Origin of the sequence: Kribbella sp. NBC_00662 (genome assembly GCF_041430295.1) — a bacterium.
GTDB lineage: Bacteria > Actinomycetota > Actinomycetes > Propionibacteriales > Kribbellaceae > Kribbella.
Map to the genome: position 1 here is coordinate 6,978,145 of NZ_CP109029.1, position 16,952 is coordinate 6,995,096.

Genomic DNA, 16,952 nt, shown 5'->3' on the forward strand with positions numbered 1-16,952 from the left:
CGCAACCGCGCCGGACTCTGTCAACGCCCAGGTAACGAACCACTCCTCTCAGGTGGTCCTCAGGCAACGCGCAGGTGAACGGTTCCCGTCATCACCATCCAGTCGGAAACTATCTTCCGACGAACGTCGGCTAGGACGCGTCGTCGCGAGCCGACGTCTGCGGCTCCGGGGTCAGCTCCGGTCGGTTGTTGTGCGGGATACCCGCCGCGGCGTACGCGTCCGCCTCGTCGAGGCTCTCGTGCAGGAGGAGTTGTTCGGCGATGGAGTCGAGCCGCGGGCGGTTGTCGCGGAGCAGGCGGCGGGCCTCGGCGTAGCACTGTTCGATCAGGCTCCGGACCTCCGAGTCGACGGTGTTGAGCAGCTCGTCCGACACACCCGCCGTCCGCGCGTCACCCTCGGACGGAAGGATCGACACCGGCCCGATCGCGTCGGACATGCCCCACCGCCCGACCATCGAGCGGGCGATCCGGGTCGCCGTCTCCAGGTCGCTCTCGGCGCCGGTCGTGACCACACCCAGGACCTCCTGCTCGGCAGCCATCCCGCCGAGTGCTCCGATGATCCGGCCGCGCAGGTACTCCACGTCGTACCCGTAGCGGTCGACATCCGGCGTCGACAGCGTCACGCCCAGCGCGCGGCCGCGCGGGATGATCGACACCTTGCGGACCGGATCCGCACCCTTCTGGATCATCCCGAGCAGCGCGTGTCCACCTTCGTGGTACGCCGTGCGCCGGCGCTCTTCCTCGGGCATGACCACGTTCCGCGCCGCGCCGAGCTGGATCTTCTCGAGCGCGTCGGTCAGGTCCCGCTGGGTGATCTGCGATTCGCCCTGCCGCGCGGCCGCCAGCGCCGCCTCGTTGAGCAGGTTGGCGAGATCGGCACCGGTCATGCCCGGGGTCGACTTGGACAATGCGTTCAGGTCGGCGTCCGGAGCGAGCGGCTTGCCGCGCGCGTGCACCTTGAGGATCGCCTCGCGGCCCGGCTGGTCCGGCGCGTTTACGGTGATCGTGCGGTCGAACCGCCCCGGCCGCAGGAGTGCCGGGTCGAGGACGTCGGCACGGTTCGTGGCCGCCAGCGTGACGACGCCTTCCGTGCCGGAGAAGCCGTCCATCTCGGTGAGGATCTGGTTCAGCGTCTGCTCGCCCTCGTCGTGCCCACCGATCGAGCGAGCACCGCCACGGGCCCGGCCGATGGTGTCGATCTCGTCGATGAAGATGATCGCCGGCGCCACCTTGCGCGCCTCACCGAACAGCTCGCGGACCCGGCTCGCACCGACACCCACGATCATCTCGATGAACTCCGACGCGCTCGCGGAGAAGAACGGTACGCCGGCCTCACCCGCGGTCGCCCGCGCCAGCAACGTCTTGCCGGTACCGGGCGCGCCCTCGAGCAGCACGCCCTTCGGCGCCCGCGCCCCGAGCCGCCGGTATTTGTCCGGATCCTTGAGGTAGTCGACGACCTCCTCGATCTCAGCCTCGACCTCGTCGATCCCCGCCACGTCGGCGAACGTCACCCGCACCGTGCTCGGGTCGACCGGCTTCTTCTGCTGACCGCCACCGCCGAACAGTCCACCGACACCGCCGAGACCGCCCGCGGCCCGCTGCCGCCGGAACAGCCACCAGTAGAACGCCGCGATCAGGATGAACGGGCCGAGCGAGATCAGCAGGTTCACCAGCACGCCACGCTGCGCGACGACCGGAGTCGCCCGGACCGTGGCGCCGCCCTTCTGCAGGTCGCCGTACAGGTTGTCGTTCGCGAACGTCGGCCGCTCGGTGGTGAACTTCGTGTAGTTCTGGTCGGTCTTGCCCGGCACCGGAGCGGCCGCCTTCAGCCGGCCCTGGATCGTGTCACCCCGGGCGAAGATCTCGGCGACGTTCTGCTTCTGCACCTGTGCGGTGAAGTCGGTGTAGGCGATGGTCTGCTCGCCGCCGGACATCTGGTCCTGCATGGTCGTGAGCAGGAACAGCACGAGGTACCCGCCGACGATCCAGGCGGCCCACTTCCACCACTTCGGGCGGCGCGGCCTGTCGCCGTCGCCGTGCCCGGGCGGCAGTCCCTCGGTCCGCCACGGCTTGTGCGGCGGCCGCTGCGATCCGTCGCCACCTCCGCCTTGACCGGAGCCCTGGCCAGAGCCTCCACCGGAGTCGCGGCCGACGCCCTGCCCGCGGTCGGCGGTCGCCTGGTCCTGCGGTGGCGGCTGATCCTTCTCGCTCATGAAGCCAAACATAGGACCTGAACCGCCGCGGAAACAGCAACAACTCCAGCGTCGTACCCTGGCGCATGGCTGTATTGATGCCACGACTCCGTCGCGGCGGGTCATGGGGCTGTAACTCCCGGCCTTCTCTCGTCGCTCCGGTCGCTTCGCTCCCTGCGCTCCTCAGTCCAGGCCGGGAGGCCCCATGACCCGGCCTCTCATTCTCGACTGCGATCCCGGGCACGACGACGCGATGGCGATCCTGCTCGCGGCGGCCGATCCGGCCGTGGACCTGCTCGCGGTCACGACCGTGGCCGGCAACCAGACCGTGGACAAGTGCACGCTGAACGCCCGCCGGGTGCTGTCGCTCGCCGGCGTGTCCGGCATCCCGGTCGCACGCGGTGCGGACCGGCCGTCGGTACGGCGGTTGCGCATCGCGGACGACGTACACGGCACGACCGGTCTCGACGGGCCGCTGTTCGACGACGAGCCGTCGGTGCCGGAGTCGCCGTACTCCGCCCACGAGCTGCTGGTCGGCGTACTGCGGACGACGCCGGCCACGATCGTGGCGACCGGGGCGCTCACGAATATCGCGAGGCTGCTCTCCGAGGAGCCGTCCCTTGCCGCGAACATCACCGAGATCGTCTGGATGGGCGGATCCACCGACCGCGGCAACATCGCCCCGCTCGCCGAGGCCAACGCGTACGTCGATCCCGAGGCGGCGGATCTCGTCGTACGGTCCGGGGTGCCGTTCACGATGTGCGGGTTGAACCTGACGCATCAGGCGCTGGTGACGGCCGATGTCCTCGCACGCTTCGAGCAGATCGGGACGCCGCTGGCGCGGGTCTGTACGGAGTGGATGACGTTCTTCGCGTCGACGTACCGCGACCTGTTCGGCTTCGAGGCACCGCCGCTGCATGATCCGGTCGCGGTCGCGCGGGTGATCGACCCGGCGATCGTCGGCTGCGTCGAGGCGAACCTCGTGATCGAAACCCACGGCGAATGGACCGCCGGCGCAACCGTCGTAGATCTGGACGGCTACACCGGCCGCCCACCCAACGCGCAGATTGCGGTTGCGCTGGACCAGGCCGCGTTCTGGGATCGCATGGTGGGCGCCGTGGCGTCGTTCGTCTGCTGACAGCGGAAGACCCTTCTGCGGTGGGCCGCGATGCCGCAAGGTGGAGAGGACGAAGCAACCGGAGGAAAGCATGTATCTGGAGAAGCCCGCCGCGACCTGGCCACCGGGCCCGGAGATCCCAAGTCCAGCGGTCCCACAACGACCCGGGGTGCCGGGCCCCGCGGTTCCGCAGCCAGGGGTGGAGCCGCAGCCCATCCTCCCGTCCTGGTACGAACCGACGTCGATCAATCTCGAGCGCGAGCTTGCCGACCGGTTGCTGGCGCAGCGGACGATCCTGGTCGACGGACGGCTGGACGAGCTGCTGGCCAGTCATGTCGCAGCACAGCTGCTCCTGCTCGATGCCCGGAGCAACGATCCGATCGTGCTTCACCTGTCCTCGGCGGATTCGGAGCTCGATGCCGCGCTCGCGCTCGTCGGCGCGATCGACCTGATCAGCGCTCCGGTCCACGTCGTTGCCCGGGGCACCGTTCGCGGTCCGGCGATCGCCGTACTCGCGGCCGCTGCACAGCGCGAGGCCCACCGGCACACGATGTTCGTGCTCTCGACGCCGAAGGTCACGGCGGACGGCACCGCCGACCAGCTCGCCGCCTTTGCCGATGAGCACGAGCGGCAGCTCGCGCGCCTTCGGGACGTGATCGCCCACGCCACCGGCCGATCCGCCGACGAAGTGGCGGCCGACCTGGACCCAGGGCGTGTCCTGAGCGCCCAGGAGGCGAAGGACTACGGGCTGATCACTCAGCTGCTGGGATCGTGAGCACCAGGCGGCCGGTGGTATCGCCGGCCGCCTGACGCTTCCACGCGTCCGCGACCTCGTCGAGCGTGACGGTCTCGTAGGCCACCCTGATCGCACCGAAGGCCGCATGCTGCAGTACGGCGGTCAACGCGTCCCGCCGCTGATCCGACGTCAGCGCGTTGTTCGTGTACCCGAGCACGCTCGCCGATCGGCTTCGCAGTACCGCCGAGGAGAACACCGCTTCATCCCCCGACGACCCGCCGAGGTTGACCAGCCGCCCACCCGGCGCCAGCACCCGCGCCGCAGCCGTCGCGGCCACGCCGAAGACCGAATCGACCACCACGCCGTACGACGGATCCCCGAGCCGCCGGGTCAACTCGTCCACATCGGTGCTAGCAGCAACCACCTCGTCCGCGCCGGCCGCCCGCGCACGCTCCTGTGCCGCCTCCGACCGCGCCACCGCCACCACCCGCGAGGCCCCGAGAACCCGCGCCGCACCGATCGCCACCTGCCCGACCGCGCCGCCCCCACCGAGCACGAGCACCTGCTCACCCGGCTGCAACTGCGCCCGCCAGCTCAGCGTCATCCACCCGGCCACTCCCGACAACCCGATCGCCGCCACCGCAGCATCCGCGACCGGTGTGTCCAACGCGATCAGATCATCGTCAGGTACGGCGGCGCGCTCGGCGAAGCTGCCGTCCCCCGCAGCCATCCCAGCCGATGTCGCGAAGAACACCCGCGTCCCCGGCGCGACCACCTCGGACTGCTCGACCACGCCGACGCCCTGAACACCCGGCACGTACGGCAACGCCGGCGGGCCGAAGTACGACGTACCGGAAGCGCACAACAAGTCCAGCGGAACGACCGGAGCGGCCGTCACGCGCACGATCGACACACCCTCACCGGCAACCGGGTCCGGGTGCTCGACATGCTTCGGCGGTTCGCCGTGAGTGTGCAGTACTGCGGCTCGCATGCGGGCCTCCTCAGGTAGCGATGTCGGGATAAGGCAGCGCATGCTCCTGCAACGCCCGACCGTACGCCTTCTGATACTCGAGCGGTCCGTGATCACGCTCGAACATCGCGATGAACAGCGTCAGCGTCAGGAACGGATGCGCCCCCAACCCGAACAACGCCACATGGTCGTGCTCCCGCAACGCGCGCCGCTCCTCGTCGGTGAACTCGAGCCAGGTCGACTTCTCCGCCACCGCGCAGTTCAGCAGCTGGTTCGCCATCTCCTGCTCCCACCAGCTCACCGTCCCCGCGGCGTCCTCGCGGTAGCGTTCGACCAGGTCGGGATCCCGGTCGACGGTGTAGAGGAACTTGTTCAGCAGGTACTTGCTCATGCCGGCACCCCGTTCGGGTACCAGGTGAAATACGCCTCCATGGTGTGGAACAGGTCGAGCGAATCGACGTGATCCGCCTTCGCGCCCGCACCCGCGGCGCCCATCATCAGCATGAAGTCCATGAACCCGTGCGTCGCGTTGCCCGGCTGGTGCAAGCTGTCCAGCGTCACCTCGGACAAGCACCCGTCGACGTCGCCGCTCGCGATCCAGTCCACCGCCTTACGGTCGAACTCCGGATCCGGCCCGTGCTCGCCGAACTGCCGCGGACCGCCGAGCTCGAGCGACAGATGCCCCGTGCCGATGATCGCCACCCGCTTGTCGATCGGCCACGACTCGACCAGCTGCCGGATCGTCCGGCCCAGTTCGACGAACCGGCCGGGGCGCGGCAGCGGCGGCGCGAAGATGTTCGTGTAGATCGGCACGATCGGCAGGTCCGCGTCCGGCCGGAGCGTGATGATCGGACAGGTGATGCTGTGGTCGATCCGCAGTTCGTTGCTGAAGGCAAGATCGAAACCGGCGTCCAGACCGTTCCGCAGGATGTGCGAGGCCAGCTGCTCGTCCCCGGCCAGCCGCATCCGCGGCAGCCCGAACTCACGCTCCTCGTTGTACCAGTTCGCGTCGAAGTACGGCGCTTTGCCAACCAGGAACTGCGGCATGTTGTCGAGCCACAGCTGGTGGAAGTGATCGCTGCCGACCATCACCAGGATATCCGGCCGGGCCTTTGTCAACGTCTCCCGGAACGCCTCGATCTTCGCCACCCACTCGTCGGCGAACGGCGGCCGGTCTGCGCCGGTCGCCGTGCTCGCGCGGTAGTAGAACGGATGGTGGGTGGAGGCGATCACCGCGGCGACTGTTGCCATGTGGTGCTCCTTCAGCTTTCCGGATCGACGTAGACGGCGTTGCGGTCGACGGTGGCGTAGATGTCCATCCCGATCGGCCGGCGACGCTCCTCGGCGAGCTGGCCGAGGAGCCCGGCGGCCCTTGCCAGCAGGGCGAATCCGCGCAGCAGCTCGACCGGTAACCCGAGGTCGGCGAGCGCGGCGCCACAGACCCCGGCTCCGTTCAACGGCAGTTTGCGGCCGAGCACCTGTTCGTGCACACGGCCGATCGCCTGGAAGAGTTTGAGATGCGGTCCTTCGAGGCCTTCCTCGCGGGCGATACCGATGAGCACCGGCGTTCGAGGGTCCTGCACCTTGTGCACCGGATGTCCGAGCCCGGGGATGTACGCCCCGTTGGCCCGCGACTCCCGCACGACCTCCAGCGCCAACTCGTCCCACTGGGTGTCGTCCCACTCGGCGGTGTCACCCGAAGCATCCCGCCCCGCGAGCGCCTGGTGCAGGAACATGCCGCAGTCCTCGGTCACGCCCAGGAAGCGGGAGCCGCCGCCGAGCAGCCCCGCCGCCAAGGCGCCTTGTAAAGAGTCCGGCGCCGACAGGTAAGTGACCCGGGCTGCGATCGCGGTCGGCGTGAAGCCGTGGTCCGCCAGCGCGACGAGAACCGCCTCGAACACCCGCGTCTCCGCCGGCGTCGGCCGGCGCAGCGTCACCAGCCAGAACGCCAGCTCGCCGAACCCGACCTTCCCCATCAGGTCCGTGGTCAGGTCCTGCCCGAGCAGCCGGATCTCGTCGGCGGTCGACGTTCCGAGCGAGGTCGGGAACGTCGGCGCAGACACCTGGTCGTCGCTCATTCCTCACCCTCCAGCCACTTCCGCAGCTCGGCCCCGTGTTCGTCCAGCGACGGCGGCGGCAGCCGGTACGACGCGGCATTCCCAGTGCCGCCTGTGAAGGTGATCGGGTTGCGTACGCCGGGAATCCCGCCGACCGTCACCACCGGGTCCAGCCCGATGTCCTCCGCGAACGCGATGCCGCCGTCGACCGTATTGATCGGTCCGCACGGCACCCCGGCCTCGATGATGTCCCGGAACCACTCCAGCTTCGTCCGTGTCGACAACCGCTCGACCAGCAACGGCCGCAGCTCGTCGCGGTTCGCGGTCCGCTGCTCGTTCCGGTCGAACCGCGGATCGTCGGCCAGCTCCGGTACGCCGAGGACCTCCACCAGCTTGCGGAACTGCCCGTTGTTCCCGGCCGTGATGATCAGTTCCCCGTCCGCACACGGCAGCGGCTCGTACGGGAACAGGCTCGGATGGCTGTTCCCCATCCGCAGTGGTACGACGCCGCCCGCGACGTACGCGCTCGACTGGTTGACCAGCCCGGACAGCGCCGACGACATCAGGTTGACCTCGACGTGCTGACCGCGACCGGTCTCGTGCCGTGCGTTGAGGGCGGACAGCACGCCGATCGTGGCATGCATCCCCGCCATCACGTCGAAGACCGAGATCCCGGCCCGGAACGGCTCGCCCTTCGGGTCGCCGGTCAGGCTCATCAACCCGGAGATCGCCTGCACGATCAGGTCGTACCCCGGCAGTGGGGCGCCCTTCGGTCCGGACCCGAACCCGCTGATCGAGGCGTAGACCAGCTTCGGATTGCCTTCGGCAACGGTCTCGTAGTCCAGCCCGAACCGGGCCAGTCCGCCGGGCCGGAAATTCTCCACCAGCACGTCCGCGCGCCGCGCCAGCTCCTGCGCCGCCGCGAGGTCCGTGGCGTCCTTCAGGTCGAGCGCGACCGACCGCTTGTTCCGGTTCACCGCGAGGTAGTACGTCGAGACGCCGTCGCGGACCGGCGGTTGCCAAGACCGCGTGTCGTCACCGCCGGGCGCCTCGACCTTCACCACGTCGGCCCCGAGATCGGCCAGCAGCATGGTCGCGTACGGGCCGGCCAGGATCCGGGAGAAGTCGGCCACCAGCAGTCCCGAGAGCGGACCCGTCACACGACCTCCCAGCAGGATTACGGACATGTGTCCGCACGGCTAGATCGCTTCAGTCTCGGCCGTCCGTCACGCGGCTGTCAACCACTCGTCCGAACCCTTGACACCCCGGACCCCCGCTCAGATAGTGAGTCTCATCGCCCCGATGACCGCCATACGGACGTATGTCCGAAACTTTGCTGGAGGGGAATCATGACCATTGCCGAGACGCCGCTGGCGGGCCGGCCGATCCTGCTGCGCGGCGGGACCGTGCTGACCATGGACGACGCCCACACGATCGTCGACAACGGCGATGTGCTGATCGTCGACGATCAGATCGTCGCGGTCGGGCCGGCACTCGCCGTCCCCGAGAACACCCAGGTGGTCGACGCGTCCGGCGGGATCGTGATGCCGGGGATGATCGACACCCACCGGCACATGTGGCAGACGGCCATGCGCGCGTACGGCGCCGACTGGACGCTGACGCAGTACTTCGTCTGGTACTACCTCGAGCACGGCAAGACGTTCCGACCGGAGGACATCCACGCCGGCAACCTGACGTCGGCCTGGGAGTCGCTCGAGGCCGGTGTCACCACGACCGTCGACTGGTCGCACGGACTGCAGAGCGTCGACCACGCCGAGGCCGCCGCGGACGCGTTGCGCGCCGTACCCGGGCGGTTTGTTCTTGCCTATGGCAACATCCAGGCCGGGCCGTGGGAGTGGACCGCGGACCTGGCGGTGCGGTCGTTCCTGGAGCGGATGCGGGACGACTCGCAGCTCGGTCTCCAGCTGGCCTTCGACGTGACCGGCGACCCGGCGTTCCCGGAGCGGGCCGCCTTCGAGGTGGCGAGGGAGCTCGGGCTCGGCGTGACGACGCACGCGGGTGTCTGGGGTGCGACCAACGACAACGGCATCAAGCTGATGCACGAGAACGAGTTCATGACGCCGCAGAACATCTACGTCCACGCGGCGACCCTCACCACGGACTCGTACCAGCGGATCGCCGCGACCGGCGGCTCGATCTCGGTCTCCACCGAGTCCGAGCAGAGCGCCGGCCAGGGCTACCCGCCCACCTGGCAGGTCCGCCGGCACAACATCCCGGTGTCGTTGTCGATGGACACCAGCGTGTGGTGGAGCGGCGACCTGTTCAGCTCGATGCGAACCACGCTCGGCGCCGACCGGGCCCGCGAACACCTCGAGGCGCACATGAAGGGCGCGACTGTGACCCACAGCCATCTGCGCGCCGAGCATGTCGTCGACTGGGCGACCCGCGGCGGCGCGAAGGCACTCGGCCGCGACGACCTCGGCAGTATCGAACCGGGGAAGAAGGCCGACGTCATCCTGATCAAGAACGATTCCTCGCCGGTGTCGTTCCCGCTGATCAACCCGTACGGCCAGGTGGCGTTCCAGTCGCAGCGCGGCGACGTCCACACGGTCATCGTCGACGGCCGTGTCGTGAAGTACGACCGTCAACTCGTCGGCTGTGACCTGACCGCCGTACGACGTGAGGTCGAGTCGACCGTGCACTACCTGCGGTCGACCCTCGGCGAGGAAGCATGGCGTAGCGGGATGAACCCGGAGCTGCCGAAGGGCGAGGTCCTCGACAACCCGTACCAGTACACCGACTACAAGTCCGACTCCACCCGCGAGGCGCGTGGCACCATCTTCGGTGAGCCGTAGCCGAGGACCAGGAGGATCAACTGATGGCAGGGCGTGGTGCGGGACCGGATTTCGTCGAGTCGCTGGCTCGCGGACTGGATGTGCTGGCCTGCTTCGACGCCGGCCACCGGACCATGTCCCTCAGCGAGGTGGCGACCGCGGCCGGCCTGGCCCGGCCGACCGCGCGCCGCCTGCTGCTCACGCTCGAAGAGCTCGGCTTCGTCCGCACCACCGACGGCGCCTTCCAGCTCACCCCGAAGGTCCTCACCCTCGGGATGGCGTACGTCGGCTCGCTCGGACTGTGGGACATCGCGAAACCGCACCTCGAGTCGCTCGTCCGCCGGACCGGCGAATCGTCGTCGATGGCACAGCTCGACGGCTCGGACATCGTCTATGTGGCCCGGGTGTCCGTGCCGAAGCTGATCGCGCTGCGCGTCGACATCGGCACCCGGTTCCCGGCGGCGCAGACCTCACAGGGCAAGGTCCTGCTCTCGGCGCTGTCCACCGACGAGCTCGCCGACGTCCTCGGGTTGCCCAGTCGCGCGGGGCTCCCGCCGTACATCGGCCGGACCGCTGACCAGTTGCGCGACGAACTGACCGAGATTCGTGCGCGCGGATGGGCGCTGGCCGACGAGGAGCTCGCGCCCGGCGTCCGCTCGGTCGCGGCGCCGGTCCGCGACGGCACCGGGAGAGTCCGGGCCGCGATGAACGTGACCGTGCATGCCGCTGAGACCACGGTCGACACGCTGCTCCACGATCATCTCCCGCTGCTACTGCGGACGGCCGGCGATGTCAGCGCGGAGTGGGCGCTGTGGCAGTCTCGTCCACACGTCGAGGTCGAACAGCGGCACGAGACGACTGCTTGAATGTCTGCATGACCGTTCTCGACTCTCCCATCCCCCGGTTCCATCTCGCGATGCCGGTCGACGACCTCGACGCGGCGCGGCACTTCTACGGCGAGGTCCTCGGCCTCGAGCAGGGCCGCAGCTCCGAGAGCTGGATCGACTGGAACCTGCGCGGCCACCAGTTCGTCACCCATCTCGCGCCGCAGCGGCAGCAGCAGATCCACAACCCGGTCGACGGGCACGACGTACCGGTGCCGCATTTCGGGCTGATCCTGACCGTCGAGCAGTTCCAGACCTTCGCGGAGCGGTTGAAGGCGGCCGGCACCGAGTTCGTCATCGAGCCGTACGTGCGGTTCCAGGGTCAGACCGGTGAACAGTGGACGATGTTCTTCCTGGATCCCGCCGGGAATGCCCTTGAGTTCAAGGCGTTCGCCGACGACTCGCAGGTCTTCAAGGCGTGATCCACCCGGTGAGGATCGTGGTGCCCGACGTCGTCGTGCATACCAAACGGTATGGAACGTTCGGCGGCGGGTGGAGGACGAAGAAGCCGAGGTCGTCGATGTCCGTGGTGGCCAGCTTGCCGGTCTCGCCGCGGGCGCTGACCACTCCGGCCTCGGGCGGATCCAGCTGACCGAGGACGGCGTCGGGTGTCAGCTCGAGCTCGACGGTCCAGCCGTCCGAGGCGAATGTGAGTGACCGCAGGATCGCGCTCTCGGACCGGATCGCCAGCGCGTCCAGTGAATCCCAGGCCGAGTCGTAGGTCAGTGCTGCCAGTTCGGCGTCGATGGTCCGCCACGAAAAGGCGGCCTTACCGGCGTCGACGAACGCGGCCGGCACCTCGTCGGAAGACGCCAGCGCGTCCCGCAGGGCATCGATCAACTTCTCGTCGTCGTTCCAGTCCGGATTCATCACGGTTCTCACCCCCTCGTCCCTTGATCAAAACCATCGGGTCCGTCCGCCGCCAGCAACGCCAGCGCGGGCGTCTGCCGCAGCTTGGTCAGGCAGCGGGCCCGGTTCGGCCCGATGCTGCCGATCGGCACGTGCAGTCGCCGGCTGATCTCGTCGTACGGCGCGGGCGGGTCCTGGATCAGCAACCCCAGCAAGAGCTGGCACCGCCGCGACAACTCCGCGAACGCGGTCCGCAGGATCGTCCGGCGTTCGTGCCGCAGCACTTCCTCCTCGGCGATCGCCTGCTCGGGTACGTCGGGCGACTCCGCCAGGTCGACCGGCTCGACCCGGCTGGTCGATCTGATCAGCCGGAAGCACTCCCGCTGCGTCGTCGTCGCGATCCAGCCAGGTAACGCGGCCGGCTCGCGCAGGCCGGGCAGGTGCTCGACCAATCGCAGCCAGACGCTCTGCCCGACATCGTCGATATCGGGCTGTGCCAACCGATATCGCCGGCAGACCGAGAAAACCAGTGGCGCGTAGCGCTCCACCAGCTCGTCCCAGGCACTCTTCTCGCCGTCCCTGGCCCGGGTGACCAGGTCGACGACTGTCGGGTCGTCCCGCATGCCGCCCCCTCTCTCACCGGACCGCTCTCACTACTACAGAGTCGGTCCGGACCACTGCTGATACATCCTGGCTCTAGGCGCCGAGGGCGACGAACGATCGCGCCGCGGCGATCGTGACCGGATCGCCGCGCGCCTCGGTCCGGGCACCGGCGAACGCGGTCGCCAGCGACTGACCGGCCTGCAGGTTGTCGTGCAACGCGAGCATCAACGGCGCGGTCGCCGGATCGTTCACCGGGACGACGCTCGCCAGGATCCCGGCCGCGCCCAACGGGATCAGGCTGCTGCTCAACCCCAGCAACTCGTCCGCGCCGACGGGCTTGGCCAGGCCGGAGTCGCAGCTCGACAGCACCATCCGGTACGGCGCTCTGCGCAGCCGCTCGAAGTCGTACACGGTCAGTGGCCCGTCGTCGAGCCGCAACGACGAGAACATCGGACTGTCCGCGCGGAACGTCCCGTGCGCCGCGATGTGCGCGATCCACGCGCCGTCGAGCTCACGCAGTACCTTCTCGGCGGTCGCGTCGCCGTCGGCGAGCACGGTCGCGTCCGGGTACTTCGCGGCCAGTCGCATCACCTCGGCCCGGCCCGCCGACAACCCCGGCCCCAGCACGAGCACGACGCGCCGGTCGGCCGGCGGCCGCAGCCGCCGCGCCCGCAACCAGACCGCCGCCGACGGCACCACGTTGACGGCCCGCTCCGCCAACGCCGGCACCAGCCCCCACGGCAACGCCTGCAACCGCCCCGGCGGCACCATCACCACCGCCCGATCCCCCAGCCGCTCAACCGCCGCCCCGAGAATCGCATCCCCCAACCGCTGCCCGAGCACGTCGAGGGAAGGCCCTCGGTAGTCCCGCCCACCCGCCATCCGGCCCCCATGGGGGCGCGCTTGTGGGCGGGCGTGTGCCAGCCAGCGCAGCCGGAAGCGCGAGCGTTCGACCTCGACTGCTGCGGCCGCCATCGGGCCGACCTCATGCCGGGTGATCCGCCCGTCGCGCACCACCACCGCATGCAACACGCCGTCGACCTCGATCAGCTCGACGAGCACCGTCTCGCCCAACGCATCAACCAGACCATCGACGTCGAACCGCGACGCCGCACCACCCAATGCCCCACCTTGCGCCCGCAGCGCACGATCCCGAACAGCCTTCTCCAGCCGCCGGCGTTCCTTCTCCAACGCAGGATCAGGCGACGCATCCGACCGCCGTACGACGTCCCGCAGCGCGGCAAGGTCAGCACCCAACTGCTCGTCGTCCGACGGCCGAACCGGCGGAACGCCCAACGCCGTCGCCCGCCACCGCTCCCCCCAGACCAGCAACCGCCGCGGATCATCCCGCCGCAACGCATCCCGCAGCGCCAGCTCCGCCAACTCGGCGCCCTGGCCCGTCGCCAACGCACGCAGCTCGGTCGCACCCATCGTCAGCCGATGCTCGTCCAACGCATCGAGCCCGCGACCGCACGCCGACAACATCCCGCGCACATCGGACCGAGCCTCCGCGCGCAATGCCTTCCCCAGCCAGGCCGAGCTCCGCGCCATCGGCGGCGCGTCCTTGCTGTGCTGCCCGGCCAACTCCAGTTCACGATCCGCGGTCCGCGACCGGCCATCGGCCAACGCGAGCCGACCGGCCAGCAGATGCGCCGCGGATGCCTCGGACGCGCCCAACGCATCCAACCGCCGAGCCGCCGCACTCACCCGGCGCAGCAACGGCTCACCACGCTCGCCGGCCTGATAGCGCGCCTCCAACTGCACCATCGACGACCGCACCGACCACCACTCCCGGCGCTGCGCGGAGAACAACCGCCGCGCCCGGTCCGCCCGATCCTGCGCGGCCTGCGGATCACCCGCCGCCAGTGCGGCCGTCGCCGCCGCGAACCACAGCTCGCCCCGTTTGGTCGCCGTCCCGCCCTCTGCCTCCATCTGGGCGATCGCCTGATCCATCTCGGCCAACGCCTCCGCGCTGAGCCCGGCCGCGAGCAGTACGCCGCAGCGGTCGATCGCGAGGTCCGGCCAGACCACACCGACCGCGGCGAACCGGCGTCCCGCTTCGTCCAGGTAGCGCAGCGCCGACGGCAGATCGCCGCGCGAGTACGCGACCAATCCGCGATTCTGTCGCGCCTCGGCGTACTCGAACTCCTGACCGGTCGCGGCGTACAACTTCTCGGCGACGGCAAAATCCGCATCGGCCCGCTTCGTCCCACCCAATGCGAGCTGGATGAAACCGCGATAGTTTCGCGACCGCGCCTCCCAGACCTGATCGCCCGAACGCCGCAGCCGCGCGATCGCCAGCCGCAGATCGTCCAGCGCCTCGCGATGCCGCCCCAGCACCAGCAGTACGTCGGCGCGCCGCACCAGCACGCGCCCGGTCAGCGCGCCGCGACTGAGCTCGACCGCACGATCGAGGCGTGCCAGACCTTCGCGGCTCCGGCCCGCCCGGCCGAGCGTTGCGCCCAATGTGGCAAGGACATCCGCCTCCCGCTCCGACCGTCCGGACTGCTCCGCGAGCCGCAACGCGGTACGCAACTCGCGGACCGCCGCCGGGGTGTCGCCGAGCTGCCGGAGACTGATGCCCCAGGCCTGATGCGCGATCGAGGCATCGATCGCCAACGGGTCCCGGGCCAGCACAGTGCGCGCGGAGGCGATCGCGTCGTGCGGACGCGACAAAGCCAGGGGCAGCAGATTTTCCACCGCCCCGGCACTCCCCCCTGCCGTCGGCATTCTGAAATGATAACGGCCATTCATTGATCGAGGGGGGAAGGAAAGAAATGGCGGATCAAACCGGCGACCGAAAATACGTCGCCCAGATCGAACTGATTCTGGCCGCGTTCGGGCGCGAGGTCGAGATCTATCCCGAGGACTGGCAGAAGCGGCCGGAAGGGGCCGACTATCTGTACCGCAACGGAGTCGTCCTGGTCCGGGACGAGGACGTCACCCGGGTGATCGAACTGTTCCAGGGCGGACGCCCGGCCGAGGGCGGGATCGGCGGCGTCACCCGGCTGCTGCTGCCGGAGAAGGTTCCGGGCGACGCGCCGGAGGACCGGTCGGTCACCCAGCGATTCCTGAAGTACGCCGATCTGCGGCTCGGACGCGGCGTGGTCACGCCCGAGCACCTGTTCTATGTGACGCCCAGCGTCAGCCCGTGCCCGGCCACCGAGCCGGAGGAGGTGCCGCCCGGGATCGCGCCGGACCCGATGGTGCCGGAGCCGTTCCCGTCCGCGGGCAACCCCGACGGCCGCGGTGTGAAGGTTGTGGTACTGGACGTCGGCTGGTCGGACGCGCCCGCGGCGTACTGGCTGAACGGGGTGACCGGTGACCCGGAGAACGCGTTCGACGGTTCGGGGCGGATCCGGCCGTACGCCGGCCACGGCACGTTCATCGCCGGTGTCATGCGCGCGATCGCCCGCAACGTGGAGATCGTGGTGAAGAGCTACTTCACCACGGCCGGCGCGATGTGGGAGTTCGATCTCGCCGCGGCGCTGGACGAGGTGCTCGACCTCGCGCCGGACATCATCAGTCTGTCGGCCGGCACCCGGACGCGGTTCGATCTGCCGGCGCTCGGCCTGGACGTGTTCATCCAGACCCGGCTGAACCGTGTCAACGGCCTCACACTGGTCGCCGCGGCCGGCAACGAAGCGAGCCGGGACTACTTCTGGCCGGCTGCGTTCCCGGAGACCGTCGGCGTCGGAGCACTCGCGGAGAACGGCCGGGACCGGGCGTCGTTCAGCAACTTCGGCGCCTGGGTCGACGTCTACGCCCCGGGCGAGAACCTGGTGAACGCCTTCCTCACCGGCGACTACGAGTGCACCGAACCGCCGAACACCGGCCAGTTGCGCACCTTCGCCGGCATGGCGCGCTGGAGCGGTACGTCGTTCGCGACGCCGCTCGTGGCTGGCCTGATCGCCGGGCGGATGTCGGTCACCGGCGAGAACGCCAAGCAGGCGGCGGACGCGTTGCTCGCCTTCGCGCTGACCCAGTCGGAGCCGGGAGTCGGCCCGGTCCTGCGGGCCGGCGACGCGATCACGGCAGTCAGCTAGCGCTGACATGACGCGCTGACGCGGTGCGGGACCAACCGGCCTGACCGCCGGACCTCCCGCACCACGTCAGCCTCCCCCTCTGCGCGCCCTCTCGTTGTCCTCCCCCCTGCAACAACTCGAGGGCATCCCCCCATTTGTGCGGAGTCACCCTCGGTGCCGATTGATACACCCGGTCATCAGGAAAGTTTCCAACGCGACGGCTACCGCGGATGCTCACAGAGGAACGGCGCCCGGCCCGCGCCGGAGTGGTAGTTGTACTGCGTGCCGTCGACCTCGAGGATCGTCCGGTTCCCCGGCACCAGTGCCTGGGTGTAGAGCATGTCCGGCTCCGGGCAGCCGAGGCTCCCGTCGGACCAGGTGACCTCCTCGGAGCTGACCACGGTCACCTGTGCAGGATCGATCCCCAGCCGCTTACTGAGGTCAGCCTTGGCTTGCTCGACAGGCCCGCCGGCCGGTGTACCGCTACTGCTACTACTGCTGCTACTACTACTGCTACTGCTGCTCGTGGGACTGGGTGTCATCGAAGGAGTCTCTCCCGTTCCGGTGTTATTGCCACAGGCAACCAAAAGGCCGGTCGTCAGCAGCACGACGCTCACTGTCCGCATCACCATCACCTCCCACAGTAGACGGCGGAACAGCTGCATTCGTTGCAGATGTATCGCACGAATGTTGTTCAGGTTCCGTTTCCCGTCTGTCAGCCGGCG

General features: G+C 69.3%; 16 protein-coding genes. 6 read left to right on the forward strand and 10 right to left on the reverse strand.

Features of this window, described 5'->3' with window-relative positions:
* Positions 1–130: 130 nt before the first annotated feature.
* A complete protein-coding gene (gene ftsH / locus OHA10_RS34420) occupies positions 131–2,212 on the reverse strand; it encodes an ATP-dependent zinc metalloprotease FtsH (RefSeq protein ID WP_371402954.1) in 2,082 nt (693 codons plus the stop codon).
* A gap of 184 nt (positions 2,213–2,396) precedes the next feature.
* On the opposite strand from ftsH, the gene OHA10_RS34425 reads away from it, so the two are divergent.
* Entirely contained in the window at positions 2,397–3,329 is a 933-nt protein-coding gene (locus tag OHA10_RS34425) for a nucleoside hydrolase (protein ID WP_371402955.1), read from the forward strand.
* Between the two features lie 178 nt (positions 3,330–3,507).
* Positions 3,508–4,083 carry an ATP-dependent Clp protease proteolytic subunit gene (locus OHA10_RS34430; protein ID WP_371402956.1) on the forward strand — a complete coding sequence of 192 codons (576 nt, stop codon included), beginning with the start codon at positions 3,508–3,510 and terminating at the stop codon, positions 4,081–4,083.
* On the opposite strand, the gene OHA10_RS34435 is transcribed toward OHA10_RS34430, so the two are convergent.
* Genes OHA10_RS34435 through OHA10_RS34455 form a run of 5 tightly spaced genes read right to left on the reverse strand, consistent with a single transcriptional unit; the run spans position 4,061 to position 8,231 of the window.
* Positions 4,061–5,035: a zinc-binding dehydrogenase gene (locus tag OHA10_RS34435; RefSeq protein WP_371402957.1), complete on the reverse strand. Its 975-nt coding sequence runs from the start codon at positions 5,033–5,035 to the stop codon at positions 4,061–4,063. The two genes, OHA10_RS34430 and OHA10_RS34435, sit on opposite strands and share 23 nt — an antisense overlap.
* A gap of 10 nt (positions 5,036–5,045) precedes the next feature.
* On the reverse strand, positions 5,046–5,405 hold the full coding sequence (locus tag OHA10_RS34440; RefSeq protein WP_371402958.1) for a hypothetical protein: 360 nt from the start codon (positions 5,403–5,405) through the stop codon (positions 5,046–5,048).
* Positions 5,402–6,265, reverse strand: a complete 864-nt coding sequence (locus tag OHA10_RS34445) for a hypothetical protein (RefSeq protein ID WP_371402959.1) — start codon at positions 6,263–6,265, stop codon at positions 5,402–5,404. Before OHA10_RS34445 ends, OHA10_RS34440 begins: the two co-directional genes overlap by 4 nt.
* Positions 6,266–6,276: 11 nt before the next feature.
* Positions 6,277–7,092 carry a citryl-CoA lyase gene (locus OHA10_RS34450; protein ID WP_371402960.1) on the reverse strand — a complete coding sequence of 272 codons (816 nt, stop codon included), beginning with the start codon at positions 7,090–7,092 and terminating at the stop codon, positions 6,277–6,279.
* A complete protein-coding gene (locus OHA10_RS34455) occupies positions 7,089–8,231 on the reverse strand; it encodes a CaiB/BaiF CoA transferase family protein (protein WP_371402961.1) in 1,143 nt (380 codons plus the stop codon). The genes OHA10_RS34450 and OHA10_RS34455 overlap by 4 nt, the downstream gene beginning before the upstream one ends.
* 189 nt (positions 8,232–8,420) lie before the next feature.
* On the opposite strand from OHA10_RS34455, the gene OHA10_RS34460 reads away from it, so the two are divergent.
* From OHA10_RS34460 to OHA10_RS34470, 3 genes are read left to right on the forward strand one after another with little or no spacing between them, the layout of a single operon-like run.
* Positions 8,421–9,887, forward strand: a complete 1,467-nt coding sequence (locus OHA10_RS34460; protein WP_371402962.1) for an amidohydrolase family protein — start codon at positions 8,421–8,423, stop codon at positions 9,885–9,887.
* A 23-nt stretch (positions 9,888–9,910) separates the two neighbouring features.
* Entirely contained in the window at positions 9,911–10,732 is an 822-nt protein-coding gene (locus tag OHA10_RS34465; RefSeq protein ID WP_371402963.1) for an IclR family transcriptional regulator C-terminal domain-containing protein, read from the forward strand.
* Between the two features lie 8 nt (positions 10,733–10,740).
* Complete coding sequence (locus OHA10_RS34470; RefSeq protein WP_371402964.1) at positions 10,741–11,172, forward strand: VOC family protein; 432 nt, start codon at positions 10,741–10,743, stop codon at positions 11,170–11,172.
* On the opposite strand, the gene OHA10_RS34475 is transcribed toward OHA10_RS34470, so the two are convergent.
* The 3 genes from OHA10_RS34475 to OHA10_RS34485 all read right to left on the reverse strand — a co-directional run bounded on the left by OHA10_RS34475 (position 11,162) and on the right by OHA10_RS34485 (position 14,932).
* A complete protein-coding gene (locus OHA10_RS34475) occupies positions 11,162–11,632 on the reverse strand; it encodes a hypothetical protein (RefSeq protein WP_371402965.1) in 471 nt (156 codons plus the stop codon). The genes OHA10_RS34470 and OHA10_RS34475 overlap by 11 nt on opposite strands.
* Positions 11,629–12,222 (reverse strand): RNA polymerase sigma factor, encoded by a 594-nt coding sequence (locus OHA10_RS34480; protein WP_371402966.1) that lies wholly within the window; start codon positions 12,220–12,222, stop codon positions 11,629–11,631. Before OHA10_RS34480 ends, OHA10_RS34475 begins: the two co-directional genes overlap by 4 nt.
* A gap of 73 nt (positions 12,223–12,295) precedes the next feature.
* On the reverse strand, positions 12,296–14,932 hold the full coding sequence (locus OHA10_RS34485) for a CHAT domain-containing protein (protein ID WP_371402967.1): 2,637 nt from the start codon (positions 14,930–14,932) through the stop codon (positions 12,296–12,298).
* Between the two features lie 47 nt (positions 14,933–14,979).
* On the opposite strand from OHA10_RS34485, the gene OHA10_RS34490 reads away from it, so the two are divergent.
* On the forward strand, positions 14,980–16,248 hold the full coding sequence (locus OHA10_RS34490; RefSeq protein WP_371402968.1) for a S8 family serine peptidase: 1,269 nt from the start codon (positions 14,980–14,982) through the stop codon (positions 16,246–16,248).
* Between the two features lie 200 nt (positions 16,249–16,448).
* Here the strand turns inward: OHA10_RS34490 and OHA10_RS34495 are convergent, their stop codons facing one another.
* Positions 16,449–16,769 carry a hypothetical protein gene (locus OHA10_RS34495; protein WP_371402969.1) on the reverse strand — a complete coding sequence of 107 codons (321 nt, stop codon included), beginning with the start codon at positions 16,767–16,769 and terminating at the stop codon, positions 16,449–16,451.
* Positions 16,770–16,952: the final 183 nt, after the last annotated feature.

Bases quoted from the DNA above. Each gene is read 5' to 3' on its own strand.
- ftsH (WP_371402954.1), bottom strand. From the start codon at position 2,212: ATGAGCGAGAAGGATCAGCCGCCACCGCAGGACCAGGCGACCGCCGAC.
- OHA10_RS34425 (WP_371402955.1), top strand. From the start codon at position 2,397: ATGACCCGGCCTCTCATTCTCGACTGCGATCCCGGGCACGACGACGCG.
- OHA10_RS34435 (WP_371402957.1), bottom strand. From the start codon at position 5,035: ATGCGAGCCGCAGTACTGCACACTCACGGCGAACCGCCGAAGCATGTC.
- OHA10_RS34440 (WP_371402958.1), bottom strand. From the start codon at position 5,405: ATGAGCAAGTACCTGCTGAACAAGTTCCTCTACACCGTCGACCGGGAT.
- OHA10_RS34445 (WP_371402959.1), bottom strand. From the start codon at position 6,265: ATGGCAACAGTCGCCGCGGTGATCGCCTCCACCCACCATCCGTTCTAC.
- OHA10_RS34450 (WP_371402960.1), bottom strand. From the start codon at position 7,092: ATGAGCGACGACCAGGTGTCTGCGCCGACGTTCCCGACCTCGCTCGGA.
- OHA10_RS34460 (WP_371402962.1), top strand. From the start codon at position 8,421: ATGACCATTGCCGAGACGCCGCTGGCGGGCCGGCCGATCCTGCTGCGC.
- OHA10_RS34465 (WP_371402963.1), top strand. From the start codon at position 9,911: ATGGCAGGGCGTGGTGCGGGACCGGATTTCGTCGAGTCGCTGGCTCGC.
- OHA10_RS34470 (WP_371402964.1), top strand. From the start codon at position 10,741: ATGACCGTTCTCGACTCTCCCATCCCCCGGTTCCATCTCGCGATGCCG.
- OHA10_RS34480 (WP_371402966.1), bottom strand. From the start codon at position 12,222: ATGCGGGACGACCCGACAGTCGTCGACCTGGTCACCCGGGCCAGGGAC.
- OHA10_RS34485 (WP_371402967.1), bottom strand. From the start codon at position 14,932: ATGCCGACGGCAGGGGGGAGTGCCGGGGCGGTGGAAAATCTGCTGCCC.
- OHA10_RS34490 (WP_371402968.1), top strand. From the start codon at position 14,980: ATGGCGGATCAAACCGGCGACCGAAAATACGTCGCCCAGATCGAACTG.
- OHA10_RS34495 (WP_371402969.1), bottom strand. From the start codon at position 16,769: ATGACACCCAGTCCCACGAGCAGCAGTAGCAGTAGTAGTAGCAGCAGT.